General features: G+C 29.3%; 34 protein-coding genes. 1 reads left to right on the forward strand and 33 read right to left on the reverse strand.

Features of this window, described 5'->3' with window-relative positions:
* Positions 1-158 precede the first annotated feature (158 nt).
* The 4 genes from E0D94_RS11110 to E0D94_RS14890 all read right to left on the reverse strand — a co-directional run bounded on the left by E0D94_RS11110 (position 159) and on the right by E0D94_RS14890 (position 2,335).
* Positions 159-866: a B3/B4 domain-containing protein gene (locus E0D94_RS11110; protein ID WP_130807633.1), complete on the reverse strand. Its 708-nt coding sequence runs from the start codon at positions 864-866 to the stop codon at positions 159-161.
* 128 nt (positions 867-994) lie between these two features.
* A complete protein-coding gene (gene paiA, locus E0D94_RS11115; RefSeq protein ID WP_130807634.1) occupies positions 995-1,513 on the reverse strand; it encodes a spermidine/spermine N(1)-acetyltransferase in 519 nt (172 codons plus the stop codon).
* 26 nt (positions 1,514-1,539) lie between these two features.
* A complete protein-coding gene (locus tag E0D94_RS11120) occupies positions 1,540-1,992 on the reverse strand; it encodes a MarR family winged helix-turn-helix transcriptional regulator (protein WP_130807635.1) in 453 nt (150 codons plus the stop codon).
* A gap of 178 nt (positions 1,993-2,170) precedes the next feature.
* The gene (locus E0D94_RS14890; protein ID WP_165442950.1) at positions 2,171-2,335 is read right to left on the reverse strand and encodes a hypothetical protein; all 165 of its coding nucleotides are present in this window, start codon (positions 2,333-2,335) and stop codon (positions 2,171-2,173) included.
* A 211-nt stretch (positions 2,336-2,546) separates the two neighbouring features.
* Here E0D94_RS14890 and E0D94_RS11125 point away from each other — a divergent pair, with 211 nt between their 5' ends.
* Positions 2,547-2,738, forward strand: a complete 192-nt coding sequence (locus E0D94_RS11125; RefSeq protein WP_165442951.1) for a Spo0E family sporulation regulatory protein-aspartic acid phosphatase — start codon at positions 2,547-2,549, stop codon at positions 2,736-2,738.
* A 16-nt stretch (positions 2,739-2,754) separates the two neighbouring features.
* Here the strand turns inward: E0D94_RS11125 and E0D94_RS11130 are convergent, their stop codons facing one another.
* The 29 genes from E0D94_RS11130 to E0D94_RS11260 form a co-directional block, all read right to left on the reverse strand.
* Positions 2,755-3,705, reverse strand: coding sequence for an N-acetylmuramoyl-L-alanine amidase (locus E0D94_RS11130; RefSeq protein WP_130807637.1), 951 nt, complete (start codon positions 3,703-3,705; stop codon positions 2,755-2,757).
* Positions 3,705-3,959, reverse strand: a complete 255-nt coding sequence (locus E0D94_RS11135; RefSeq protein WP_130807638.1) for an SPP1 phage holin family protein — start codon at positions 3,957-3,959, stop codon at positions 3,705-3,707. Before E0D94_RS11135 ends, E0D94_RS11130 begins: the two co-directional genes overlap by 1 nt.
* Before the next feature lie 12 nt (positions 3,960-3,971).
* A complete protein-coding gene (locus tag E0D94_RS11140) occupies positions 3,972-4,241 on the reverse strand; it encodes a hypothetical protein (RefSeq protein WP_130807639.1) in 270 nt (89 codons plus the stop codon).
* A 55-nt stretch (positions 4,242-4,296) separates the two neighbouring features.
* On the reverse strand, positions 4,297-4,428 hold the full coding sequence (locus E0D94_RS15135; RefSeq protein ID WP_278044703.1) for a hypothetical protein: 132 nt from the start codon (positions 4,426-4,428) through the stop codon (positions 4,297-4,299).
* The gene (locus tag E0D94_RS11145; RefSeq protein ID WP_130807640.1) at positions 4,428-4,712 is read right to left on the reverse strand and encodes a hypothetical protein; all 285 of its coding nucleotides are present in this window, start codon (positions 4,710-4,712) and stop codon (positions 4,428-4,430) included. Before E0D94_RS11145 ends, E0D94_RS15135 begins: the two co-directional genes overlap by 1 nt.
* Positions 4,713-6,641: a DUF859 family phage minor structural protein gene (locus E0D94_RS11150; RefSeq protein ID WP_130807641.1), complete on the reverse strand. Its 1,929-nt coding sequence runs from the start codon at positions 6,639-6,641 to the stop codon at positions 4,713-4,715. It abuts the gene before it with no gap.
* Positions 6,641-9,352 (reverse strand): phage tail protein, encoded by a 2,712-nt coding sequence (locus E0D94_RS11155; RefSeq protein ID WP_130807642.1) that lies wholly within the window; start codon positions 9,350-9,352, stop codon positions 6,641-6,643. Before E0D94_RS11155 ends, E0D94_RS11150 begins: the two co-directional genes overlap by 1 nt.
* Positions 9,352-10,071: a distal tail protein Dit gene (locus E0D94_RS11160; RefSeq protein WP_130807643.1), complete on the reverse strand. Its 720-nt coding sequence runs from the start codon at positions 10,069-10,071 to the stop codon at positions 9,352-9,354. Before E0D94_RS11160 ends, E0D94_RS11155 begins: the two co-directional genes overlap by 1 nt.
* Entirely contained in the window at positions 10,071-12,443 is a 2,373-nt protein-coding gene (locus tag E0D94_RS11165) for a phage tail tape measure protein (protein ID WP_130807644.1), read from the reverse strand. Before E0D94_RS11165 ends, E0D94_RS11160 begins: the two co-directional genes overlap by 1 nt.
* A gap of 3 nt (positions 12,444-12,446) precedes the next feature.
* Complete coding sequence (locus E0D94_RS11170; RefSeq protein ID WP_130807645.1) at positions 12,447-12,668, reverse strand: hypothetical protein; 222 nt, start codon at positions 12,666-12,668, stop codon at positions 12,447-12,449.
* Positions 12,634-12,975 (reverse strand): hypothetical protein, encoded by a 342-nt coding sequence (locus E0D94_RS11175; protein WP_130807646.1) that lies wholly within the window; start codon positions 12,973-12,975, stop codon positions 12,634-12,636. Before E0D94_RS11175 ends, E0D94_RS11170 begins: the two co-directional genes overlap by 35 nt.
* A 13-nt stretch (positions 12,976-12,988) precedes the next feature.
* Positions 12,989-13,567, reverse strand: a complete 579-nt coding sequence (locus tag E0D94_RS11180; RefSeq protein WP_130807647.1) for a major tail protein — start codon at positions 13,565-13,567, stop codon at positions 12,989-12,991.
* A 14-nt stretch (positions 13,568-13,581) separates the two neighbouring features.
* Positions 13,582-13,893: a hypothetical protein gene (locus tag E0D94_RS11185; protein ID WP_130807648.1), complete on the reverse strand. Its 312-nt coding sequence runs from the start codon at positions 13,891-13,893 to the stop codon at positions 13,582-13,584.
* A complete protein-coding gene (locus E0D94_RS11190; protein ID WP_130807649.1) occupies positions 13,893-14,264 on the reverse strand; it encodes an HK97 gp10 family phage protein in 372 nt (123 codons plus the stop codon). The genes E0D94_RS11185 and E0D94_RS11190 overlap by 1 nt, the downstream gene beginning before the upstream one ends.
* Entirely contained in the window at positions 14,257-14,589 is a 333-nt protein-coding gene (locus E0D94_RS11195; RefSeq protein WP_130807650.1) for a phage head closure protein, read from the reverse strand. Before E0D94_RS11195 ends, E0D94_RS11190 begins: the two co-directional genes overlap by 8 nt.
* Positions 14,582-14,863, reverse strand: a complete 282-nt coding sequence (locus tag E0D94_RS11200) for a hypothetical protein (protein WP_130807651.1) — start codon at positions 14,861-14,863, stop codon at positions 14,582-14,584. The genes E0D94_RS11195 and E0D94_RS11200 overlap by 8 nt, the downstream gene beginning before the upstream one ends.
* A complete protein-coding gene (locus E0D94_RS11205; RefSeq protein WP_130807652.1) occupies positions 14,864-15,142 on the reverse strand; it encodes a hypothetical protein in 279 nt (92 codons plus the stop codon).
* A 15-nt stretch (positions 15,143-15,157) separates the two neighbouring features.
* Positions 15,158-16,324, reverse strand: coding sequence for a phage major capsid protein (locus tag E0D94_RS11210; RefSeq protein WP_130807653.1), 1,167 nt, complete (start codon positions 16,322-16,324; stop codon positions 15,158-15,160).
* Positions 16,318-16,899: an HK97 family phage prohead protease gene (locus E0D94_RS11215; RefSeq protein ID WP_130807654.1), complete on the reverse strand. Its 582-nt coding sequence runs from the start codon at positions 16,897-16,899 to the stop codon at positions 16,318-16,320. Before E0D94_RS11215 ends, E0D94_RS11210 begins: the two co-directional genes overlap by 7 nt.
* Positions 16,892-18,085: a phage portal protein gene (locus E0D94_RS11220; RefSeq protein WP_130807655.1), complete on the reverse strand. Its 1,194-nt coding sequence runs from the start codon at positions 18,083-18,085 to the stop codon at positions 16,892-16,894. The genes E0D94_RS11215 and E0D94_RS11220 overlap by 8 nt, the downstream gene beginning before the upstream one ends.
* 2 nt (positions 18,086-18,087) lie before the next feature.
* Positions 18,088-18,258: a hypothetical protein gene (locus E0D94_RS14895; RefSeq protein WP_165442952.1), complete on the reverse strand. Its 171-nt coding sequence runs from the start codon at positions 18,256-18,258 to the stop codon at positions 18,088-18,090.
* Position 18,259: 1 nt separating this feature from the next.
* Positions 18,260-19,993: a terminase large subunit gene (locus tag E0D94_RS11225; RefSeq protein ID WP_130807656.1), complete on the reverse strand. Its 1,734-nt coding sequence runs from the start codon at positions 19,991-19,993 to the stop codon at positions 18,260-18,262.
* Entirely contained in the window at positions 19,990-20,352 is a 363-nt protein-coding gene (locus E0D94_RS11230; RefSeq protein ID WP_207289758.1) for a P27 family phage terminase small subunit, read from the reverse strand. The genes E0D94_RS11225 and E0D94_RS11230 overlap by 4 nt, the downstream gene beginning before the upstream one ends.
* 67 nt (positions 20,353-20,419) lie before the next feature.
* Positions 20,420-20,710: an HNH endonuclease gene (locus E0D94_RS11235; protein ID WP_130807657.1), complete on the reverse strand. Its 291-nt coding sequence runs from the start codon at positions 20,708-20,710 to the stop codon at positions 20,420-20,422.
* Positions 20,711-20,753: 43 nt separating this feature from the next.
* Complete coding sequence (locus E0D94_RS11240) at positions 20,754-21,053, reverse strand: hypothetical protein (protein ID WP_130807658.1); 300 nt, start codon at positions 21,051-21,053, stop codon at positions 20,754-20,756.
* Between the two features lie 26 nt (positions 21,054-21,079).
* A complete protein-coding gene (locus E0D94_RS11245) occupies positions 21,080-22,474 on the reverse strand; it encodes a hypothetical protein (RefSeq protein WP_130807659.1) in 1,395 nt (464 codons plus the stop codon).
* Positions 22,475-23,111: 637 nt separating this feature from the next.
* Complete coding sequence (locus tag E0D94_RS11250) at positions 23,112-23,543, reverse strand: RNA polymerase sigma factor sigma-70 region 4 domain-containing protein (RefSeq protein WP_130807660.1); 432 nt, start codon at positions 23,541-23,543, stop codon at positions 23,112-23,114.
* A 5-nt stretch (positions 23,544-23,548) separates the two neighbouring features.
* Positions 23,549-23,878, reverse strand: a complete 330-nt coding sequence (locus tag E0D94_RS11255) for a hypothetical protein (protein ID WP_130807661.1) — start codon at positions 23,876-23,878, stop codon at positions 23,549-23,551.
* 36 nt (positions 23,879-23,914) lie between these two features.
* Entirely contained in the window at positions 23,915-24,055 is a 141-nt protein-coding gene (locus tag E0D94_RS11260) for a Com family DNA-binding transcriptional regulator (RefSeq protein ID WP_130807662.1), read from the reverse strand.
* Positions 24,056-24,075: the final 20 nt, after the last annotated feature.

Genomic DNA, 24,075 nt, shown 5'->3' on the forward strand with positions numbered 1-24,075 from the left:
TATAATGCTTTTAACAACTATAGCTTGTACATTATCATCATTTATATAATATATATACCCTAATATTAGTTAAAAATAATAAAAAAATAAGGCTAGGGATTTCTCCCTAGCCTTATAATCAATAAAATCTTTCAATTAATTAAATTATCAATCTTTATTTATCCTAGTACTATTTCCTTATTATTTATATCTAAAATTGATATCTTTAATTCACCACCTAAATTATTTTCTACTAAGTTTGCTAATTCTTTTAATGCATTTTCAAATTCTATTAATCTAGTTTCATCTGTTAATTCAATACATAAAAAAGCATTAGTTGTATCTTCAATAAGCATTGTTCTTACTGCCTCTCGCCAGTTCCAACATCTACAAATTGCACCTTTATTATCTTTATAAACTATTTCACCTTCATACGGAGGTGAATTTTCTTCTGAGCCTAGAGGGATAAACTCTTCATTTCCAATAGCAGTAGTTAATCTTATATCACCATCAAATTTGTCTATATCCTCACCACCACATGGTAATGCATATCTTAATGAAATAGAATTATAAATATCAACTAGTGGATTAATAGGTCCTATATGATTTCCTTTATGAACTCTTTTTAATAATGCCTCTATAGATGATCTTGCTCCTTTTTTTGTCTTAAATTTTTTAAATGCTTCTCTCCATACCTTTATTACAGGATTTTCACTAAATTTTTCATTTTGTAAATATTTTAATGCTTCCTTTTCTGACTCCGAAATCATTTCCAAATATTGTTCCTTATCTTTTATAGTATTATCTATATTATGACAAGTAACAATTCCAATTTTCGAATTAGGAAATAAACTCCAAAAAGAATCTTCAATTACAAATTTTTTCATTATAATACCTCCTTGATTATATAATTTAAAATATATTATTTATTAAAAAGTAAAAATAAACTTTTACTCTAAAAACTACATTTAGTAATTAAAATTTATATTATATTAATTGTATTAACTGTATTAAATTATACAAGTGTTTTACTCATTATAAAATCAGTTTGTTTTTCATCTCCCATGTAAAAAGAGTGGGATCCAATTTGAACAAAACCCATTTTATTATAAAAATCAATAGCATTTTTATTCTTTTCCCATACTCCTAGCCATATTTTCTTTTTATTATCATTAATTGCAATATCTATAGCTTTGTTTAACAAATGCTTACCAAGACCATTATTTTGATATTCACGTTTTATATAAATCCTCTCAATTTCAAGATATTCATATCCCATATCTTCTGTTTGAGCATTATTAACATTCAATTTTAAATATCCAACTAATTTTGTGTTAAGGTAAATAAAAAAGAATTGTGAACAACTATTTAATAATTCTTTTTTTAATTGTTCTAAGTTAAATGCACTATCTAAATAATTATTTATATTTTCTTCTGAATTTTGATTCTCAAATGTTTCTTTGAATGTTTCATAACTTATTTCTTGTAATTTATGTGAATCTTCAATACTACATTTTCTTATCTCTATATTCATATAACTATATCACTCCTTTTTTACAATTAATAATTTCTCTTATTTCCCTTTTTTACAAACTCCCAATCTTTTTCTATATTTTTTCTTGCTCTTTTAAGAAAATTAATAAAAACTTCCACTTCTTTTTTAGAAAATCCTCTTAATGTAACATCATTGGAATATTCATGCTCTCTCTTTATAAAACTATAAACGTCTTTTCCTTTTTCTGTTGAAAATAGTTTTTTTATTTTTTTATTATTTGCATCTTGTTTCTTTTCAATAAATCCATTAATTTCAAGTTTTTTTATAGCACGAGCTACTGTTGTTCTATCTACTTTTATCATTTCTGCTAACTTTTCTTGAATTATTCCAGGATTTTCATGTATTCTCACAAGATATAAATACTGTCCCTTTGTAAGATCGTATTCCTTAAATTCTATATTACTTATGGACTCTAATGCTCTTGCTATCATACCAATTTCACGAAGAGTTTCTTCCATAATTACCTCCTTAGTACATATTTTATTGCAAATACAACAAAAAGCATATATAGATTATATTATATTTTTATTGCATTTGCAACAAAACATGTTTAATAAATATTTTAATCATAAACATAAGGCTAGAGAGCACTTTCTAGCCTTAAAATAATTACTTATTGTATTATTTCTAAAAATATCATTTACACATTCTATCTTTTTCAATACACCTTAAAAAACCTTTTTTTCTCTTTGTAATTTGTATATAAGTTTCTTTATCTATCTTTTTTTCTAAGTAAAGTTTATCTGAAAATTCTATAAACTCTTTTGTTAATTCTACTAAGTCATTTTTGGTATCCTCCATATTAAAACCTCCTAGTAAGATTCTTACTATGTTTAACTTAATTATTCTACAAAGTATAAAAAATTCCTTTATAAATCGTATGACAAATATAGATTTTTTTCGTCAAACCAAAAAAATGACAATATCTAGTTTAAATTTTTTATATTGCTAATTTGGAATAATTGTAATATAATTGGAAAAGTGAGGAAAAATTCATAAAGGTGTGATGTATATGGAAAACTTAGACTTAGATAATCTTGAGACTAAAATAATGACACTGAAAAAACAATTAGATAAACTACTTCATAAAAATAACTCTATAAACACAATAGAAATAATAAAGATCAGTGAAGAATTAGATGAAGTTCTATATCTATATCATAAAATAAAATCAACTGACATAAAAAAAGACCAGGACAAGTAGTCCTGGTCTTTTTAATTTACTCTATTTCTTTATTTTCAGATTTTAGATAAGTTGAATATCCATCATTTTCAAGCTCTTCGATTAAATCCTCAGCTTTATGCTTGTTATGGAAATACCCAACTTGCACTCTATATGCTTTATTGTCTTCATTTTCTTTATCCTTCTTAGCTTTTAATAATTCAGACAGCTTACCTTGAGTTTTAGGTCCAGCATATCCATCTATATCAAGGCCATATTTTCTTTGAAACTCTATAACAGTTGATCTTGTAGCATTTCCATAGTGACCATCTGCACCAAATCTTTTGCCTTTATATTCGAATACAAAACCAAGTTCCATCAAGCCTTTTTGAAAATCTTGAACCTTAAAACCTGAATCTCCTAGTTTCATATAGTTTCTTTCATTATGTGAAGCTTTATATTCTACACCTATATATTTACATATGCCTTCAACTGCTGCTTCAGCATATCTTTTCCAGTTATTTTTTATTTGTGACACATCATCTCCTTTAGAATCTGCAAATCCATACTCTATTATAATAGTTTCTACTCTTCCAGTTAAACGGTGCATGTAATAGTAGTCTTTTCCTTTCAACCTTGGATGTTTTTTCGTGAATACTCTTCTTAAATTTTGTCCTTCTTCAACTATTTCATTTGCAATTAATCTTGCAAGTTTTCCATTACTATATATAGAATGTATAGTTTCTACTCCATCTCCACCACCTGCATTTAGATGATTGCTTATACATATATCTGTTCCTGAATTTCTAACTATTGAAGTACGTTTTTCTGGATTTAAGTAAGTATCACTATCTCTAGTTAATTTGACGTCCACCCCTAAGTTTTTAAGTATATTATATTGATACTTAGATATTTTAAGAACCATATCTTTCTCTTTCCAATATCTATTTGTTCCTCCTCCTGGATCTCTTCCTCCATGTCCTGGATCTATTATAATCTTCTTAGTCATTATTTTTCCTCCTTATATTTCAATACAGCATCTGCCTTTTGAGCTTCTTCTGTAAAACTGTTGTTTTTCCACCCAGCAACTATAGCCATAACAACTGTAAGTATTGTAGATACTCCTTCATAAATTTGTTCATCACCGAAACTAATCAATTCAAATTTAAAAAAACTAATTGAAACTTGATTAATTAATACTAAAAACAAACCTACGATTCTTACCCATGTTGCTTTATTTACACCTTTAAAATTAAAATCCATTTTATATTCCTCCTATAAATTTAATTTGGATAAAATTATTGCTGAAATAATAGTGATTAAAATAGGTGTAGCTATTCCAGTTATAATCCACCATTTTGATTTATCAATACTTTTAGCTATCTTTTCAACATATTTTTCTAAATTCCTTACTACCTCTTCCATTCCTCTGTCATTTACTTCTAGAGTAGTAACTCTATTTTCTAATTTTCCTATATCTTCTGTATTTCTTGCTATATTACTATCTATAGACTTAAATTTATCTTCTTTCACACATGGATCCATACTCCACCTCCTCTAAAAATAAAGAAGGGCATTAAAAAAACACCCTTCTAGGTGCTTATATCTGTGGTGTTGCTATAATCATATCTTTTTCTTCTGTTGTTATTCTTCCTTTAGTAACTTGACCTTGCAGATATTGCTCATCTACTTTTTTCATAATCCACATATTCAAGAAAAAACTATAAAACATTATACTTCACCTCCTAGCATCATTAAGATCATATTTTCTAGTTGATCTATTCTTTCTTCATTAGTCGGTTTTATATCTTCTTCTAGATCTTCATATACTCTAGCAATAAAATTTTCTTTTATAATGTTTGTTTTAGTAGTATCAAATACTAATTTACCATTATTCTCTAATAGATAGTTATATAGACTATCATCAATTTTTGTACATTGCTCTATAATTTCTTTTGAATGTATATCTTCATCATAGAATTCATAATTACCTTCTATATCTATTTTAATATACATCTAATCACCCCACACTTGATAACATATTCTAAAATCTGATGTTGGTTTGCTGCCTGAACTTCTAACATAAAATATTATTTCTGATCTAGTTGGTTGTGCTGTTATTGTTACATCTAAAGGTGCACCACTTTGATATTTTGGAGTTGCTACTACATTATAAATGTTATTTGGTAGTGTCATAGGTAGTGTAACTCTTATATATCCTGTATTTCCACTAGCAGAATATACAACCTCTCCCCAGACCATAATAAAATCATTGGGAAGTTTTGTATAGCCATTACCATTTTTATTATATGATCCATTAAATATTGGACCATCTTCAAAACTATGTTTTTCTGCCCTAACTCTAAATTGTTTCATAGTTCTACTTGATGAACGTGGTCCTATAACTACTTCACCCATATCAGGTGTGTCTAACCAAGCACGAGATATAGCTCCTGCAAGTGAAGTGTTATCTCTATAAATTACATAGCCACCACTCATGTTTATTAGTGGGAATTCATCATTTTGTCCATATGGTGATGCTAATTGTAATACTCCTTCTCCTTCTCTATAGGTTGTACCTATACTCATTCCTGTTTTTGCAAGCTCTCCAGTTATAATAGCAGTGGGTAATATTCTATCTACCCTTACAATATTAAATTTATCTTCTACTTCTATTCGTATATCATATGCTGCATCTATTAAATATCCAGGGTAATAACCCCATGTACTCATTATAGATAAACTCCATGTATTATTGTAAATTGCAGACCATGTAGGGTATCCTTTAGGTTTTTTGTATATTCTTATAGTACAAGTATTTTTTTCTATAGTTCCTACTTTTAAACTACTAACTTGCCCTAATATATCTACTCCTAAATATGTTCCCATTCCATCTTCTGTCCCTGATGAATTTAAATATCTTTTAGGTACAACTTTTTGTATGTCTGGAGGTGCATAATTTGCAACTGTAATATCTAAAGTTCTTGTAAAAGTTCTATTTCTACTATCTGTTAAAGTAGCTGTTATGGTTAGTGTCCCACTTTTATTTATTAAATCTGTAGTAATAGCACTGCCTAAATAATTTTTATCATTTATGTGTATTGCATAGCTTTTTATAGTAGCATACTTATTTGCAACAGCATCTCTAAACCATATACGTATTTTTGATAAAGTTTTTATATATAAATCTATTTCAGAATTAATTACAACTGGTGCATCTTCCCTATGCCCTATGCTACTAAAGTAAGGCTTTATATCAGAAGGTACTTTTGCTACTATTGTAGTTTCTGTTCTATCTCCAATTTGTTTTGTACCTTTATATGTTGTTAATTTAAGGGTAACTGTAGCTTTAGTTGCATCTGGTATTTCTTCATATATTCTATTCTGCCTTGTAGTATCTAGGCTAACAGATATTGAAGGTCCACCAGTCCACTCTCCTATATATTTTGTACCCAAATACATTGTAACTTTATGAGTAAAGGATGCATCTGCACGTTGTACCCCTACTCCAAAGGCTGTATCAATATCAAAACTTTCTGGCACTCCACTCATTGTAGATGCACGAGGTATATCATTTAATCTGAAATTACCTTCTACATGTCTTGTGTCTATATAAGTTCCTGAAAGTGTAACTTTTAAATCATATGATGCATAAATCTTAAAAGTTTTTTCTCCTACATTGTTATGATAAACTTTTTTTGTTGCACTTCCTAATAACTTCTTTTGTCCAGCACTTATTGAAGAATTAGCAGTAAAATTATATCTTGAACCATCTATTGTAATATAGCCATTATTCCTACTACTTGCATATATAGCATAATCACCAGTTAGATAAAAATTAACTGTTACTAAACTATAATTTTCTTCTATATTTTGTGTAGCAGACCATTCAGCTATTAATCTCCATGTATCTTTAAAAGTATTATTTATAGATCCACTAAGCATTACTCATCACCTGCCCACTGTATCAATGTTTTTGTGTCATTTTTTTTAAATAGATGGTTTCCTATTTTTGCATCTTCAGTAACTATTAATTTTTTAATATAAGAATTTTGAGCATCAAACCATTGAGAATCTACTCCATTATCCGTAAATGCTAATATATCATTCATTAATCTTAATTTAATTTTGCTATCTGATTTTCCTATTTCAAATCCATTCCCACTAAAATCAAAGAAAGTTGTTACTTCATTCATCTGCCCATTTATTCCTGCATAGTCATTTGTTAACTTACTAAAAGATAAATTCCAAGCTTCAGCAGTTTCTGATATCTTTTTTTCATAAGCTTCTATTACTTTACCATCTGCATCTTGATATTCAGCTCTCATAGTATTAGTTACACTTTCAGCTGTTGCCTGTATACTAGAATTAAAATCTACTGCAAGTTGTTGAGTTTGTTCATTTATTACTTCTTGTTGTTTTTCATCAGAGCTTGTAGCAAATTCTTCTGCTTTTCTTTTTATCTCTGACTGTATAAATTCTTGAGCATTATTTAATTTTTCTTGATATGCTGCTATTCTATCTTTATAAATAATAAATCTAGCATCTACTTCTTGTTTTTCTGTAGTTGTTGTTTTTCCATCTGATATTACATTATTTATATAATCTATTAAATTATTAAATGCTGTAATATAGTTATTGTATGCTGTATTTTCTTCTACTTTATATGTTCCTGTTAGATGTTCATTATTATATATAGATTGATGCATCTTATATATTTGTTGTTGTTGTGATTGTAGTGTATTAATATATTTCTCTACTGCTTTAGCTTCAGATTCTTCTATTATTCCATCTTTGAAAGTTGTGCTAACATCATTTTGGAAGTTATCTAAATTATTTGATACATTATCAATTTTATTATCTACATAATAATTAGATATAGTCCATGTATAATCTAAAGGATCATTGCTTTCAATTTGAGAATTTTTATTATAAGCTTTACCTATATATTTTTTATTTAAAGGATCATCACTTATGTTAGTTCCATTTATATCATCTGCATATTTAGTCCACTCATATATAGGAGCTTTTTCTATTTCTTCTTCTACTTTGGTTATTACAGTTTCCTCTATGGTTTTACCACTGCTAAGCCTAATCTTTAGACTATTCCCATCAAATAGTAGCGAATAGTCCTCTATTGAATTTCCTATTAGTAAAGTACCATTACTCAAATCAAATTTAACTTTACCACCTTGAAGAATTCCTGTATTAATTACATCAGCTATAATACCACTACCATCCATAGCAGTAGTCCAATTCCATTCACCATTAGCCAATTTACTATTAGCTATCCTTATTAAACCACCTTTTATTTGTACTGCCATAGTAGAGCTTACTTCATCAGGTTTATCTATTGTAAGAATCCCATCGCCTTTTCTATGAAATACATAACCACCAGTGGCATTGGCTTTATCATTAAACTCTTCTAATAGATTAAATATATAGTTAGCATTAATAGTACCATCTTGATTTATAACATCAGCTCTATCCCATACTCCAGATTTATCTCTGAATTGATTTATAAACTTCTCATTCTCATTGAGCTTTGAGGTTATATCATCTATAAAATTTCCTAAAAGAATTTCATCATTTTCAGGATTTAAAATATCTTCCTTATATGATAAAACTCTTGCCTTTACTCTTAATGGTGGATTGAATTCCCTATCTATAACACCTACGGTATCTCCAAGTTCTACTCCTTCATGTTCAAGGCCATCTATAGATTTAAGATCAATGACTTTTCCTTCATAGGAAATTTGTATTTGACTTCTTTTCAAATATTCTTCATATGTTAATCTTAGAAGTTCTTCTGGGTCCTCTACATCGTCAAATTCGACTTTATCAAATGTATGCTTTTTATTACCATTTTTATCAAGTCTTCCCCATTGTTCAAGTATTTCTGAATCAAATAAATATTCTTGGCCAAGTGGTTTATCTACTGGATCACCATTTGCAATGCTCCATTCTACTTTTGCAAAAGTAATCCTACGACCATAGCCATCACCTATTTGCTCTCCCTTTCCATATCCGTAAAGAGCAGTTATAATATCATTTTCATGTACCTTTCTATTTATAGATACAAGATCCTTTGAAAATTCATATCTTTTACCTCTATCCGCTCCCCTTCTTGCTAAAAGGTCTATATATCTATGCAGTATCTTTTTGCCCGATACTTCTAGTCTAGTACGTATTTCACCTTTCCAGTTTTGAGCTGTCATGTTGATAGCTTCTTTTCCAAACATATGATAGAAATTTGCGCTACTGATACCTAAATCATCAACTAGTCCTACTTCTATCCTGGAATTACTAAGTGCACTCTCCATTCCTATATTTGCAGTAGTATCTTGAGGTCTCTTATCCTCAATATAGTCCCCCCAAGTTTCATAAATGAATTCCTCACAATATACCTTCATAGTAATTCCATCAGTCTCATGAGGCTCTTCTATACCTCTGATAATAAATTCTCTCCATTTACCCCTTCTATCTTTATAAAGAATTCTTCCATTCTTTTCAATGTATTTAGCATTTTCATTTCCACCGAATATTGCAAACTCTATAAAATGTTCTCCATTAATTTCTTCCTTTCGAAAAGCAGTTAAAAGATCTTTGAGATTGCATTTAAATTTTTCATTTCTATCAAAAATTTTAAATTCCATTATAGCCACCTCTCAATATATGAAAGAGTTGCATATACCCCTAATGGCTCTATTTTGATTTGATATTCTCCAGTAGGTATAGAAAAAAAATCACTTTCTAAATATAAATCTTCCATAATAAGAACTCCATTTTTTCTTATAGACTCTTTTTCTAAATCTATAACTACTTCATCCCCTGTTACAAAATTATTTTCTATATACAAAAACTCTCCCGTATCAAGGAGAGTAATTTTTATATATGTGATATTTGAATTAATTTGTACATTTATAATTCCTTTTGTTTCATATGTTCCATTATTTAAAAGTATGTTGTCATCAAGTGTTTCTGTTATTTCCTCTCCATAGCTAATTGGATCAGGACAAGCAAATACAAGTGTAGTGGAACCAGTGTATAGCAATTTTTCAAATTCAGTATTACCATCTAATATTGCTATATCATATTTATCATTTTCATCTGTAACTAGTTTTTTTGGTTCTTTGGTATATAAAAGCTTTGCTAATTCTCTCATCTTATCTCTTACTTTATTTTTATTTTCTTCTATTAATCTTATATCTACTTCAATATATTTCACTTCAAGGTTATTTTTTATGAATGTAAGACCTCTTTTTCCTGGTATAGTTATCATGTTAGTACTTATTGGAGGTAGAATAGATTTTCTCACATTTTCAATATTTACATATTCACTAAAATCCGTATTATTAAATATCAAATTCAACATTACTTCCTACCTCCCCTTCTCCTCATGTCATCTAATTTTCTTGCTACTCTATCTATGTCAGCTTCTTCTCTTACTATCATTTGTTTTACTACTATTGTACTTCCTATTCCGCCTATTTTCTCTAAAGCTTTAGCCATTAAACTTGGTAATTTATTTAAAGGCATTATAGCTTCTCCACCAGTTCTAGGTTCTGCAAATCCTTGTAACCCAGCCATAGTTGGTATTATAGTTGGACGCTTTAATATACCTCCTTGGGCGTTCCAAGATATTTTTGGATATGGCACCTCATAACCAAAAACTTTTTTAAATCCTTTAGATATAGACATTTTTGGTATGCTGGGTTTTGGTATTTTGAGCTTCATGCCAGAAAAGAAACCCTTTATTTTTTCTACTATATTACTTATAGTATTTTTTGCAGATTCAATAGGATCAACTATTGCACTTTTAGCAGCATCAAATTTAGATTTTGCACTACTTCTTAAACTTTCAAATTTACTTATTGCATCATTTTTCATAGCATTTATAGTGGAAAAAACCCTGTCTTTAGCACTTGAAATAGGATTAATTATATTACTTTTAATTTTATCCCATGCAAATTTAGCTACAGATTTTATGACATCCCAAGCTTTTCCCATAAGTCCTGTTATTACTTTTAAATACGTACTTAATATTGATTTAACTAAACTTATTGAACTTGTTATTATAGATTTAATACCATTCCAGGTATCTTTAAGCAAACCTTTAATAGCATCCCATGCACCTTGCCAGTCACCTTTTATTACTGCAAGAACTACTTTTATTATTCCTTTTATTATGTTTAATACAGTAGTGACTACATTTGATATAACTGTGAAAGCTTTAGTTAAAATAGTAATTATATCTGTACCATATTTATTCCATATCGCTTTACTTGTTTCTATAAATACAGTTATTATAGCTTTTAAACCTTCTATTGTTACACCAATTATTTCTTTAACTTTAGTCCATACTTCTTGTACTTTTATCCGGAAATCTTCATTATTCTTATATAATGCTACAAATATAGCTATTAATCCAGTTATTACTGCTATAACAATTCCAACTGGTCCAGTAATAGCTGTAAAGGCGGCGGCAAGTCCTCCTCCGCCCGCTCCTGCGGCTGCTCCTCCACCAAATAAACCAATTACTGAACTTAATCCAGTGGCCAGTGTTCCTATTACCATTAATAGTGGGCCAATCGCTGCAGCAATTGCTGCTATAACTAATATTACTTTTTGTGCAGCTGGAGACATGTTATTAAAGCTTGTAACCACTTTCGTTATCCCTTGAGTTACTTTAGTCATTATAGGTTGTAACGTTTCACCAAGTGTAGCCATAGAATTCTGAAATTCTTGTTGTGACTCTTTATTCTCTACTAATTCTTTATTATTTTTTCTATATTCTTCATTTACCTTAGCAAGTCCAGTATCTGCTAGTGTTTGTAAAATATAATTTTGTTCCTCACCTTTCTTTTTAGCTTCTGCCAAACCTTCATTAAACGTATCTAAATTCATCCCAGAGCGTTCAAGCATTTCAGCAAAAGGACCAACTGCTTTTCCAGTAGCCAAAGTTTCTTGAAGTCCATCTGCAAGCCCTTCGATCTTTAATGTATCGGGAAATTTGATTACAGCACCAGAAAGAGCATCCATAGCCTGAGTCATTCCCTGTTCATCAAAACCTGTAGCTAAAAGGTTAGATAAGGCTTCTACATTAGAATCTGTTTCATCACTTACAGCTGACAAATCTACAAGACTTTTCTTTATTTTATCTGTTCCTATACCAGCATTTTTTGCATTTGTTTCAAGCTTTGCTAAGTCTCCTCTAAATTCTTCAGTTCCTTTTGTTACTGCAGCAAAACCCCCCACTAAAGGTAAGGTAACTTTTGTAGTCATGGATTGTCCTATACCTTTTAATTTAGATCCCATATCCTTTAATTTTTTACTTGCTTTAGCTGCAGTATCACCAGTTCTTTTTTGTGCCTGTTCAACTTCTTTTAATTGATTTTCATAGTGACCTAATTTACTTTCAGTTTCAACTATTTCTCTTTGAAATGCTCTATATTGCCCATCATCTATTTCACCATTTTTATATTGGTTTGAAACTTCTTGTTGTGCACTTTTTAACTTTTCTAGCTTTTCTTTTGTAGTATTAACTTGATTACCTAGGAGTTCTTGTTTTTGAGCTAAAAGTGTAGTATCTTTAGGGTTAAATTTTAAACCTTTATTTACTTGTCTTAACTCCTTAGCTATATCCCTAGATTGTTTATTCACATTTTGAAGTGCCTTATCCAGTCCTGTAGTTTCTGCACCTATTTGAATAGTGATACCTTTGATATTCTTAGCTATGATACTCACCTCCTAGCCCATATATCTTTCAATATCAGCTTGTGTAGCTTCTCTCCTGCCATCTGTTTCTTCTTCACCTGCCCATATATCTACAAATCTAAAGAAATCATTCAAATTAAAAAGACTAAGTTCTTCAAAACTTAGTCCCATCTTTTTTGCAGCTACTAATATCTCTATCTCAGGATTTTCAGAAATTTTATTATTTGGTTTGTTCGACTTTTCCTTGTCCTCCACGAAAGAAACTTTCTTGTGCCTCTGTTATTATATTTAACATCATATCAGGATCTTCAAAATCTACATATTCTAGACTTTCCATCCACTGTTCAAAGCTAATTAATTGTCCAGTCTTAGCAGTTTTATGCATAGCCCAAGCCATTTGTAAAACTATAATTGAATCTAGTTTTGAAGGATCTTCTTCCATTTCAGAGAACTTCATTAGATTTCCTATTAGATCTTCTTTAAATTCCTTTTTATAAAAATAGAGGGTCATAGGACCCCCTGCTAATTTATATTCTTTTTCTCCTATTTTTACATTTCTCATATAATCATACCTCCTATGCTACCACTTGATTTGGTTCTACTACACTGTCAAAGAAACTGTCATATACACTCTGATTTGTTTCAGATAATTCCAAAACTCCTTTTGTTATAAGCTTGCCACTTATTTCTGTAGGAGTTACCTTTAATGTCAATGTTTCGGTATTTGGTTCTACATTTTCCGCTTTTGTTCCATGCTCTTTTGTAGGTCTACTAGACTTACAATTATAATATACATATCTTTTATTTTTTACATTTCCTTTTACTTGATATAAAAGAGCAAAAGGTTTTTGGACTCCATCTGCTATTTCAACTAACATTCCATTCGAATCTTTTTCCCATCCTAACATTTTTACAAGTACATCATCTGGAACCAATGCCATTTCTAAATCACCTGTATAACCATTGTTACTTGTCATAGAAAAATATGCTATATTATCAGCATAAAAAGTAGACTCTTCACCTTCTGGATTTAATGCTAAATTTACTGCTCCTGGTATTTTAATTGGTGCTTCAAATGTTCCTGTAGTCTCATCTAAAAAAGCTACATGTACATTTTCAAGACCAAATACTATTTTGTTTTTCTCTCCTGCCATTTCATTCACTCCTATCAAATTTGTATTTCATAACTTACTTGATACAGTTTTTCTGCATTAATATAAGTTTCATATTTCTGCCAAATTATTTTATTTTCATAAAATATAGTTTCTATTTTTTCTTCATCTGCAATGCTTTTTTTATTGGAATATAGTTCAATTATACAGTCACTAATAGGAAAATATACTTCATTATCAGCTAGAAAATTATCACTACCTTCAACGAAATATATGATATAAGGTAATTCAGGAGGATTTGTAAAATTAGAATATGCTATAGGTAAATTTACTTGCTTTAATATATTGTAAAGCTCTGATATTCCCATTAACCTTTTCCTCCTGATATTATTATTTTTTCAATTCCCTGTTCAGTTTTTATAATTGCAGCTTCTTCCACAGGTTTTATATGAACTCTTGGAGCCACTCTACCACCATTTCTTTTTGCATGGCCTTTTTCAAGTAAATGTGTTAGCTGATATACTTTATTTGATATTACATATCCACCTTTTACTTTTTTCTTTCTCCAACCTTTAGCATATTCACCTGTATCTTTAGGACTATTTGCTTTTAATTCTTTTACTGCAGTATCTGCTACTTCTTTTAACTCAATTTCTATTCCTTCTTTTACATCATCAGTATATTCTTTGATAGCTTTTGCTATTTCATCTCCAAGTCCTTCAAGTGTTGTTCTAACCACTTCCAATCACCTTCTCACAAGTTAGCTCTATTTCTTCGCCTGATAGTGATAAACTACTATTATCTACTGTATCACCTTTATATGTTCTAATTACATTATATTTATTGCCTTGAAACTCAACTTTTTGCTCTCCTTGATACTCAAAAGAGTGTACTATTAATTTTATTTCAGGTTTTAGTCCTGCTACTTTTGCATTATAGAATTCACTACCCCCTATATCTTTAACCTTACAAAGAATAGTTCTTTCAATAAAGGTAGCTACTTCTTGACCTATTTCATCTTTAATGATCTCTTCATCAATTAATTTAACCTCATGATCATACATTTTGAGTGCCCCAACTATGAATCATCAAGTTGTGCAATCTAAATTGCAGATGTCTTGGCATGCCTTTTTCACTATCTCGTGACTGATACCTCCAGGTTGAATAATCTACTACAAACATTAGATGATAAGAATTATTAATATCTAAATTTATTCCTTTTTCATCTTCTAATTCTTTTATGATTGCTTCAATGATTGCAATTAAATAGGTATCTCTAACTGTAGTAGAGATACCTAACCTTGCTTTTATTAAGTTTAATATTTGTGTTATATCCATTTACATCAACTCATTTTCAGCTTTTAGTGCTTCTTCTTTACCTTGGATTTTTTCACCATTTGAAAGCTCATACCATCCTCCACCAGTATGCTTAGGAAAGTCGGTATTATCAATTGTTTCTTCTGTGTCCTGTATTTCTTCAAATTCTTCAACTAGTTGTCCATATTTAGTAGAGTTTATTTCTTCAAATCTTTCTTTTGAAACATCTATAATAGTTCCTATAGGTTGAATTTTCTTTTCTCTTTTATCATAGAATCTTCTTATAACTTTTGATTTCATTTTATATCCCTCCTATTAAACTGCTGGTTCTGGAGTATAAGTTACATAAAAGCCTGCTTCACTATCAACTTTTTGCACATCAAATCTTACAAACCCTGCGAGTAATTGACCATACACTTCATGATCTACCCATTTTACAGATGTTTTCTTTCTATTAAACAATTTAGCAAATTCCTTAGGATCTCCTATAAAACCTACTAAATCTCCTGCATTAATTCCTATTACATCATCATCTAATACTATTACTTCATATCCAAACAACTTTTTACCTGATGATGACTTTATATCATCTTGTAACAAATATCTCCCATTCTTATCTTTTGTTAAATCCAGCTCATTGAATAAAGATGCTGAGAGGATAGCTTTTGTTCTGTACACCTTCTTAATCCCTGTATTAAATAGAGTTTTTAATCCATCTATTCCCGTCACCGCTTTAGCATTTGCGGATTTAAGTACAGTAGCTATAGCATGGTTTTTAGTGTTTAAATCTTGGTCTGATATCTCTTCTGATATCATTCCTGCTACATCATAATCTGCATCATCAATAACTTCTTGAGATACAGGTATATATCCTCTATAAGTTTCAATGTCATATGGCACTTCTGTGATTACTGGTTTAGCAAGTTCTGGATTTTTTGATAACTCTGCAACTGATGCCATTTTGCTACCTGATTTTTTTATAACTGGATATTTTCCTGAACCACTGTGAACAGTTACCTCTCCTATAATTTTAGTTAAATCAAGTTCATCTTCAAGTGCGTCTTTTGGCTTCAATAATTCTTCTGGAATCAAAGCCCCACCTTCTACTGATGTGAACCCTGCTCTATCTTGTCCTTTGCTTTGTACATATCTTTTTATACCTTCTCTAATTTCCATATCATCAACACCTCTATTTCTTTTTTTGTTTTCAGGCTCTTTAGAATTAAGTTGATCTAATTCTCCTTCTAGTTCTTTTATCTCACCTTCAAGTTTATTTTTCTTTTCTTGCAATTCTTCTTTTTCTTTTTCTAGTTTTTCTGTTTCTTCATCAACTGCATTTATTTCTTCTTCTGTTTCAGCTTCTTCTATAGATTTTTCTAATTCTTCACTCCTTGTCTTTATTTTAGTTTCTTCCTCTGTATATTCATTTAAAACTTTTCTTGCCTGTTCTATCTTCTTAGATAACATTAATTGTTTTAGCATATTTTATTCAACCTCTCTTTTAATTTATTTTTTCTTACTTCTATTTTCCTTTTACTATGTTGTTCTACTTCTTTTTTTCTAGCTTCAATAGTTGTATCTTCATAAGCAGGAAATGTTGTTATAGAGACTTCATGTAAGTCTATTTCTTTAATGGTCCATTTTATAGTTCCATCTTCTCTATAGTCAGTTTCTTCATTTAAAATATTAAATCCAAATGAATTTCCTGATACATCCCCTCTTTTTACTCTCTGATATATATTTACTGCATCTGTATCATTAGAGTTTATTTTAATTGTTCCAAATAAACCTTTACTATCAACTTCTAATAACAATGTATTAGATTTGTTTCTTCCTAAAACTAAAGTAGTATCATGATTGATTAATGCTCTAATATCATTGCTTAAAGTATTTTTACATGCATCAGGTGATATTTCTTCATATGCACCTGGCCATAATTCTGTTTCTCTATTAAACACTATAAAATAACCCTCTAGATACATATCACCTTCTTGTTCTTCTCTTACTTTTAAATCAGCTGTGATATTTCTCACTTGCCTTTGTTTTTCTCTACTCATTATTTTCACCACCCTTCAACTTTTGCTGATTACCCAATAAATCAGCTGGTACATAGTTTTCTAATACTATTAGTTCGTTCATTTCAGGATCTGGACTCATACCTAACCAATCTCTCAATTCATTTCTTCTTAATGTATTTCTATCAACTAAAGCTGTTCCAGCCGTAACTAAATCTAATAAGTCATATGCATATAGTGACCGTGGGTTTAATTTAAAATATAAATCAGGACTATAAAGTAATTTCTTTGTGAGCTCCTGCTCTATTGATTTTGCTATAGGAAGTATAGTTGAATTTATAAAATTATTGTACTCATCTTTATTAAATGTACCTACTCCTAAAATAAATGCTGGAACTTTAAATATAGATGCTACTGTTTTTTTATCAATTTCTACCGCTTCATTTATGGCTAAGTCTTTAAGTGATAATGGTTTTACCTGGTCAACCTTTACTAAGTCAGCAGGTATTACCCAAGGTTTACCTCCACCAGTTTCTGAAATATACTTTTTCAGTATTTCATCTCTACCTTCTTCACTAGCAAGTTCTTCTGTCATTGCATCTACACTTACTATTATTGAGGGTTTCCACTTATCACTCATAAATGCTTTTTTGGTAGCTGTAGCTTGACTAAGATTATCTACTATATCTTTTAGTGCTAATCTGTACCCTGTTCCTTTCCATGGTCTTTCAGCATCTGGGTTAATGACAAAATGTAGTAATTCATCATTAGTATATAGTCTATCTTCATATTTAATTTTATAACCTCTACTGGATTCTATGAATTCCCATTGACTAGGTTTTAGAGGTATTAAATCATCTATTAACCCTTCTTTTATTACAGGATAAATTATACTATTACCTTCACCTTCTAGTAATAATGTCCTTACTATGTTATGCATCCAATTTTTTCTGGTAGTTAAAGAATAAGGAGCAATATCGATCTTCCTAGATAATTCATTTTTAATTCTTACATCTCCATCTTCCGTATTTTTCATTAGGTGTATTGTCATAGAGGAAATTAAATCGGCAATTTTGTCTGCTGCTATTTTTACTTCTGGATGATTTGATAATTTTGTATATCCAGGAATAATTAACTTTTCTCCTATATCATCTTGCGATAAAATCCATTGAAGAGTACTATTAGGTTCTGCTCTCGTATTTTTTTTACTCTTAAATAAAAATCCCAATATTAATCACCCCCCCGCCACATTAAAAACGCTAAAGCTATAAACAAAGATCCTGTCGCTATAAAACCAGCTACTTTATTGAACATAAAAAAACCTATTGAAATATTTATTATTCCAATAAGTAAAATTATTTCTATTAAATTATCTAGTAAAAATTCTTTTATTTTTTTCATGCTATTTTCCTTCCAACCATTTTTTTGCTGCTCCTGCTTTTTCCATACTTTTTAATTTTCTTACTGCTGCAAATACACTTGCATCAAATAAATCTATTCTCATAGTGTCTTCAACCTTTTCATATTGAATCATATCATCAGTTTTTTCTATTGCCCTAACATTTTGTACGCAATACTCATAAGCATCTGAATGTACATAATAAAATTTACCTGCTATAACCTTTTGTTCTATTAGCCTAAATCCTTGAGATTTGTTATAAAAATATTGTGGTTCATCTACTATATTAAATCCTTTTTTCTTCATACCTAAAAAGAACTCTTGACCAAACTTCCTATCAAAGCCTACTTGTTTAATTTTAAAACCCATACTTCTCATTAATATAAACCAGTTTATAACATCGGAATAATTTACGATAGGATTGTTACTCATAGTTAAAAGACCATCATCTTCCCATCCAAAAAGAGGTATATTATCTTCTTCAGCTTTTTTATGTGCCATGACTCTAGGGAAAAAAGCATGTGTAATTACAATATCTACATCTTTATACCTACCATATAAGGCAGCTCCTGTAAGGTCATGAAGTTTTGAAAGGTCAGCCCCACCAAACCAATCAATTTTAAGTTTTGACAATTCTTTTAATGTCCATGTGTATTTCTTATCACTCGCCCTGAATTGATCTATATTAAAATATGCTTTCATAGCATTAGTGTAAATATTAAGGGATTTTGCTAAGTAAGATTTTCTTTGTTGGGGATCATTTTGCGCCTGGTATGCATCATTTAAAAGTTCCTGGCCTGAAATAGATACATTATAATTTGGATTAGCTTTTTCATGCTCTAAAGGATTTGTATAATCTACCTCTCCCGTTTCAGGATCTTGGTCAGCTTTTGCTATAAATATAAAAATAGATTCAGCTCCACTATCACTTACAACTTGATCCAATATCTTTTGACAATAAACCATTCTGTTATAACAAAAACTATTCATGTTATCTCCAGCAGTTGTTATACCAATACAAAGTGAATTTCTATAAGCTTTTCCTGATTCCTTTATAGTATTATATTGACTAGCACTCTTATATAAATGTAATTCATCTAATATCTGTATAAGAGTATTTAATGAATCCATCTTGTCACTATTTCCAGCTATAGTTTCAATTCTCATATAACCATCACCAAGGTCACCACTTATACTATGCTCTTGATTGTTATCTAAAATTCTAAAGTTTTTATCTTCTCCCATATTTCTAAGATTATAAAGAAGAAAATTAAAACTTTGTAAGGCTTGTTTGAGTAAATTTCCAACTACAACTATCTCAGCTCCCGATTTTCTTTCTAGTAATCCCAATCCCCAAGCTAAAGCACTCATAAATGGAGTTTTACCCTGTTTTCTTGGTAGCATTATAAAAGATTCTTTAAACCTTCTTAGGATAGTTCCTTTATGGAAAAACCCTAATAAGTTATATACTAAAAATTTTTGCCAAGGTCTTAATAAAAAAGGAGTACCCCTAAGTGGATACCCTTGCATATTCTCACCCTTTTGATGCACAAATGTTTTTTCTATGATTTGAATAACAAACTCTGCATCTTTAGGATTAAAATCATATTTATCATTTTTCAGGTCCCTTTTAAATCTTTCACATGCTTGTATTATTTCTTTACATGCTACTTTCTTTTTAGTTACTATACTTTCTACATAATTCATTACCTCTTCATAGTTTTTATGTTGTTTCATCCATTATCCAACTCACTTAATATACTAGCTAAACCAGACTTCTTTTTTATATCAGGTGTGATAGATTGAAATGATTTAGGATTAAGACATAACATATTTAAATAAGTCGCAATATCCATCCTTAATTTTTCTATAGCAGATAATAATGGAGTTTTTCTTTCATTTGTTGCACCTGCTTTATTTGTATATTCTTCCGTTATTTTATATCCACTTTCTTCAAATTGTTCTAAGAAATTTTCATATTGATGCATCATTCCAACTAAAATATCAATTGTATTTTTGTATTCTAATTTGTATATTCCAAGCTCTTTCATTCTTTTAATTATTTGTTTTTCTATTGTTGCTTTCTGTCTACTCAATTCTACCACCCCCTTTTTAAAATTACTCAGTCTATTGGAAAAACTTATCCCTCCTCGGTCCCTATATTTATTTTTTAGAACTTAAAAGGTGGGGGGATACTTTATTAAACCAGAACATTCCTTTTTCTGTTAATTTATTTGTAATTCTATCATGGAAACTATTATGACATTTAGTACACACACTAAGTAAATTTACATTTACATACTTATACTTGGGATAGTCTTCAGCAGGCATAACATGGTGTACTATTGTTGCTGCAGTAGTCTTGCCATATCTTTTGCAATGTCTACATAAATACTCATCTCTCTTTAATATTACTCTTCTTTTTCTTTTCCACTTCTTAACTTTATAATTCATATATATTTCTCCGTATAAAAAGAGAACCCTAAGGTTCCCTAATTTATTCTTTATTATTTAAATCCTCTATGCTTTTATTTAATCTACTTAGCTGTCTTATTATCATCCAGTTCTGTTCAACCAATGCAGATAGATATGTAACCTTAGCCTGTTCTTCTGCCTTAGCAAAACTTAAGGCCATACCTGCTTTAAATGCCCCATTACCCGCTAAATCTCCTGCTATCTTCTGAAGTACTACTAAATCCTTTTCATCGAGATCTTCAAGCTGATACCTCTCCATAAACTTTTGTAGTTTTTCCTTCTGCTTTTCTTCCTTTGTTTTCTTTTCACCAAATAATGCCATTAACCTTACCTCCCTTTTATATTTCCTTAATCAACTTTATTGTTCATATTAAATGCTCTCTGTAAGAGATCTAATAACATTGTATATTTGCTTTCATCTTCATCATCTCTTTTATCATCATTACTAAAAATCACATCATATCTACCAAAGAATTTATAAGCTAGTTCCTCCATAATTTCATCTTTTCGTTCATTTGGTAATATTGCTAAATAAGGTTTAATTGCTGATAACTCCAATTGCATTTGTCTATTATACCTTTCATTCTCTAAATGTTTACTAGCTTGTCTAGAACAATATGCAGTTAATGTACCTATAGCAGATACAACTATAATTCTTGATGAAAATAATGCCCAATTAACTTCATTTGTGGGTAAGTTTAAATTTTTAAAAGAGTTTACAAAATTAATACTAAAACCTATTAATCCTATTATAGATAACACCGTTGTAATTTGCCAAATTATTCTAGAGCTTTTTTCTTTATTAGCAAATTTATCATAACCCTCTGACATATTTTTAATAGCAACAGAATTTGAAAGTTTTTTTAATTCATCTTTATATTCATCAAATTGTTTGAAATATTCTTTAACTTTCGAATCATATTCTTCTTCAATTTTTATTCGTGTATCTTTTAATTCATTAATTAAAGTAAAAAATATTTCTTTATTACTTTTTTCAATTTCTTTAAAATTTGAATTAAATTCATCACTCACACGCTCAAAATCTTCATTTATATTATGCTCCAAATCACTAAAATCTTCTTTAAATTTATCCTTTAAGTTACTAAACTCTTCTATACGATTCTCTTGTGATTTACTAAATTGAGTATTAAATTCATTTATTTGGTTCTGTGACTGACTTATTACTGAGTTAACTCTACTTTTTTCAGCACTTATTGATTCAGTAATTTGTTCTAGTTTAGATTCTCTTTCATTTATTGTTTGTACTGATTTATTATATTCATCCTTTAATTTCTCAGAATATTCATTATAATCTTTATGCATATTATTCATTAAATGAGATATGGATTTTCTAAAATTACTTATATCGTTCCTTATATTCTCAATATCATCCGGACTCTTAATATTATTTATTAATGACATTATATGTATAATATTATTCGTATTAGCTATAATGTTATTTACATGTCCTTGATTTAAATTGCTAATATATGAATTAAGATTCTGCGTAGCACTATTTATATTACTATAAATATTATCTAAAGTATTTTTAGATACAAAATAAGGATCTACTGCTTCTAAATCATTTACTAATCTTTCTTTTACTAATTTCAATCTTGTTATATGTTCTAAATTCGCTTCAGGTATATCTTTTTTTTCTTCAGCTTTTTTAATTATTTCTTCTAAACTATTTAAAGATTCATGTATTTGATGATTCTTAAACTGTTCAATAATTATAGACATATTATTTATCACCACTTTCTGTTTCATTTCTTCTACTTACTTCTTACTATTTCTACAGAAAAGGTGATATTCCTTCAATTTATTATCGCAATATTCGACATTATTTTTATTAGGTTACCATTTCTTATACTTATATTTACCGCATTTTATACATTTATATTTGGTAATACCTTTACCTTTTATCATATTTCTCGCTATTAATATCCAATTGTGTAAACAGATTCTCATTTTGATCCTCCTTAATTGAGTTTTTACTATTATATTGAATTCTGCAACTAGATATTCATATTCAACTTTTACATCATAATAGTTTTTATTAATTATACTTGGGTAGTATTCAAGATTTTTATCATGCTATTTTATTTTTGACTTTTCTTTTATACACCTTGGCCAAGGACAATAATAATTCTTATTATTTAGCTTCTTTTTCCATATACAATTTTTACATTTGCTCTTATTAAATTTCTTATCTGTCATCTTCATATTCTCACCTTTTTGGCATAATAAAAAGAACACTCCTGGCGTTTAAGTGTTCTTTTATATATAATATTAAATTTATGATGAAAGCCTGTGTATTTCGTCGGTCTTTCTCTTAATACCATAATATTATATGTATTGCCGACATGTCACCGACAACTTATATACATTTCTTATTTCTAGAGCTTATTCTTTCAATTTGTCTCTTACTATAATTTAATTTATCTGCTATCTGCTGCAAAGTCATTCCTTTTATATCTCTATAATAAACTACTTTATAATCTATACCTTCAAATTCATTTACTTTATCTTCAATAGATTTTATTTTACTTTTTATATTTTTTATATTATCTTCATGTATAGAAATATGACTTTCTATTCTATGTAACAAAGAAAGAGTCTCTCCAAAATCTAGTTGTCCACCTCCACCACTTACTCTTGGTTGTGAATAATCTATTGAACCTATAGGTTTAGGACCTCCAAATTTCCCTAACTTTTCTATAGCTTTCTTTTCTTCTTCATATGCCTGTAATCTAATTTCCCATATTTCTAACATTTTATATAGATCATTGATTGAATTAATTATCTCCATATACCTCACTCCCCTTTTCTTATAGCATTTAATTGGTTTTCTACAATCCTAATCTCTAACTTAGTTGCATTAATCTTTTCTTCTGCTGTTTTATATAATGTTTCTGCTACATCTCTTTTAAATTTTAATTCTGCAATATCTTTATCTCCCCTACATATATCATTTATAATCGTTACTGGTACTTTATTATCCCTATGTTTTAATATTTCTGTAGCTAAAGCTATTCTATATGCTTTTTCTGCTTCTGCTTTTCCTTGTCCTCTTTCCTTTAACTTGTTTACTGCTAAATTAAGTGTACTTCTAAGTTGTTGTATCTCTATAATTAAGTCTTGCACATTATCCCCTCCTACATAAAAGAAACCCAGGGAAAACTATCCCTGAGCTTCTAGAGCTTCTTTATTATATATTCTTACTGATTTACACCTTGGACATTTCATTTCTATTTCAAATTCTGCTGCCTTTGGTACTCTTCCTAATAATTTACTGCATATTTTACATCTTATTTCTTGCATTTCTTCCCTCCTAAGATGTT

This window comes from Senegalia massiliensis (genome assembly GCF_900626135.1).
GTDB lineage: Bacteria > Bacillota > Clostridia > Tissierellales > SIT17 > Anaeromonas > Anaeromonas massiliensis.

Excerpts from the sequence above, each read along its gene's own strand:
- E0D94_RS11195 (WP_130807650.1), bottom strand. The coding sequence starts at position 14,589 with ATGTATGATCATGAGGTTAAATTAATTGATGAAGAGATCATTAAAGAT.
- E0D94_RS11155 (WP_130807642.1), bottom strand. The coding sequence starts at position 9,352 with ATGGAATTTAAAATTTTTGATAGAAATGAAAAATTTAAATGCAATCTC.
- E0D94_RS11130 (WP_130807637.1), bottom strand. The coding sequence starts at position 3,705 with ATGACTAAGAAGATTATAATAGATCCAGGACATGGAGGAAGAGATCCA.
- E0D94_RS11235 (WP_130807657.1), bottom strand. The coding sequence starts at position 20,710 with ATGAATTATAAAGTTAAGAAGTGGAAAAGAAAAAGAAGAGTAATATTA.
- E0D94_RS11145 (WP_130807640.1), bottom strand. The coding sequence starts at position 4,712 with ATGTATATTAAAATAGATATAGAAGGTAATTATGAATTCTATGATGAA.
- E0D94_RS11215 (WP_130807654.1), bottom strand. The coding sequence starts at position 16,899 with ATGAGTAGAGAAAAACAAAGGCAAGTGAGAAATATCACAGCTGATTTA.
- E0D94_RS14895 (WP_165442952.1), bottom strand. The coding sequence starts at position 18,258 with ATGAAAAAAATAAAAGAATTTTTACTAGATAATTTAATAGAAATAATT.
- E0D94_RS11225 (WP_130807656.1), bottom strand. The coding sequence starts at position 19,993 with ATGAAACAACATAAAAACTATGAAGAGGTAATGAATTATGTAGAAAGT.
- E0D94_RS11260 (WP_130807662.1), bottom strand. The coding sequence starts at position 24,055 with ATGCAAGAAATAAGATGTAAAATATGCAGTAAATTATTAGGAAGAGTA.
- E0D94_RS11150 (WP_130807641.1), bottom strand. The coding sequence starts at position 6,641 with ATGCTTAGTGGATCTATAAATAATACTTTTAAAGATACATGGAGATTA.
- paiA (WP_130807634.1), bottom strand. The coding sequence starts at position 1,513 with ATGAATATAGAGATAAGAAAATGTAGTATTGAAGATTCACATAAATTA.
- E0D94_RS11200 (WP_130807651.1), bottom strand. The coding sequence starts at position 14,863 with ATGGATATAACACAAATATTAAACTTAATAAAAGCAAGGTTAGGTATC.
- E0D94_RS14890 (WP_165442950.1), bottom strand. The coding sequence starts at position 2,335 with ATGGAGGATACCAAAAATGACTTAGTAGAATTAACAAAAGAGTTTATA.
- E0D94_RS11240 (WP_130807658.1), bottom strand. The coding sequence starts at position 21,053 with ATGGCATTATTTGGTGAAAAGAAAACAAAGGAAGAAAAGCAGAAGGAA.
- E0D94_RS11135 (WP_130807638.1), bottom strand. The coding sequence starts at position 3,959 with ATGGATTTTAATTTTAAAGGTGTAAATAAAGCAACATGGGTAAGAATC.
- E0D94_RS11175 (WP_130807646.1), bottom strand. The coding sequence starts at position 12,975 with ATGAGAAATGTAAAAATAGGAGAAAAAGAATATAAATTAGCAGGGGGT.
- E0D94_RS11245 (WP_130807659.1), bottom strand. The coding sequence starts at position 22,474 with ATGTCTATAATTATTGAACAGTTTAAGAATCATCAAATACATGAATCT.
- E0D94_RS11120 (WP_130807635.1), bottom strand. The coding sequence starts at position 1,992 with ATGGAAGAAACTCTTCGTGAAATTGGTATGATAGCAAGAGCATTAGAG.
- E0D94_RS11180 (WP_130807647.1), bottom strand. The coding sequence starts at position 13,567 with ATGGCAGGAGAGAAAAACAAAATAGTATTTGGTCTTGAAAATGTACAT.
- E0D94_RS11125 (WP_165442951.1), top strand. The coding sequence starts at position 2,547 with ATGGAAAACTTAGACTTAGATAATCTTGAGACTAAAATAATGACACTG.
- E0D94_RS11210 (WP_130807653.1), bottom strand. The coding sequence starts at position 16,324 with ATGCTAAAACAATTAATGTTATCTAAGAAGATAGAACAGGCAAGAAAA.
- E0D94_RS11160 (WP_130807643.1), bottom strand. The coding sequence starts at position 10,071 with ATGTTGAATTTGATATTTAATAATACGGATTTTAGTGAATATGTAAAT.
- E0D94_RS11185 (WP_130807648.1), bottom strand. The coding sequence starts at position 13,893 with ATGGGAATATCAGAGCTTTACAATATATTAAAGCAAGTAAATTTACCT.
- E0D94_RS11140 (WP_130807639.1), bottom strand. The coding sequence starts at position 4,241 with ATGGATCCATGTGTGAAAGAAGATAAATTTAAGTCTATAGATAGTAAT.
- E0D94_RS11205 (WP_130807652.1), bottom strand. The coding sequence starts at position 15,142 with ATGAAATCAAAAGTTATAAGAAGATTCTATGATAAAAGAGAAAAGAAA.
- E0D94_RS11250 (WP_130807660.1), bottom strand. The coding sequence starts at position 23,543 with ATGGAGATAATTAATTCAATCAATGATCTATATAAAATGTTAGAAATA.
- E0D94_RS15135 (WP_278044703.1), bottom strand. The coding sequence starts at position 4,428 with ATGTTTTATAGTTTTTTCTTGAATATGTGGATTATGAAAAAAGTAGAT.
- E0D94_RS11110 (WP_130807633.1), bottom strand. The coding sequence starts at position 866 with ATGAAAAAATTTGTAATTGAAGATTCTTTTTGGAGTTTATTTCCTAAT.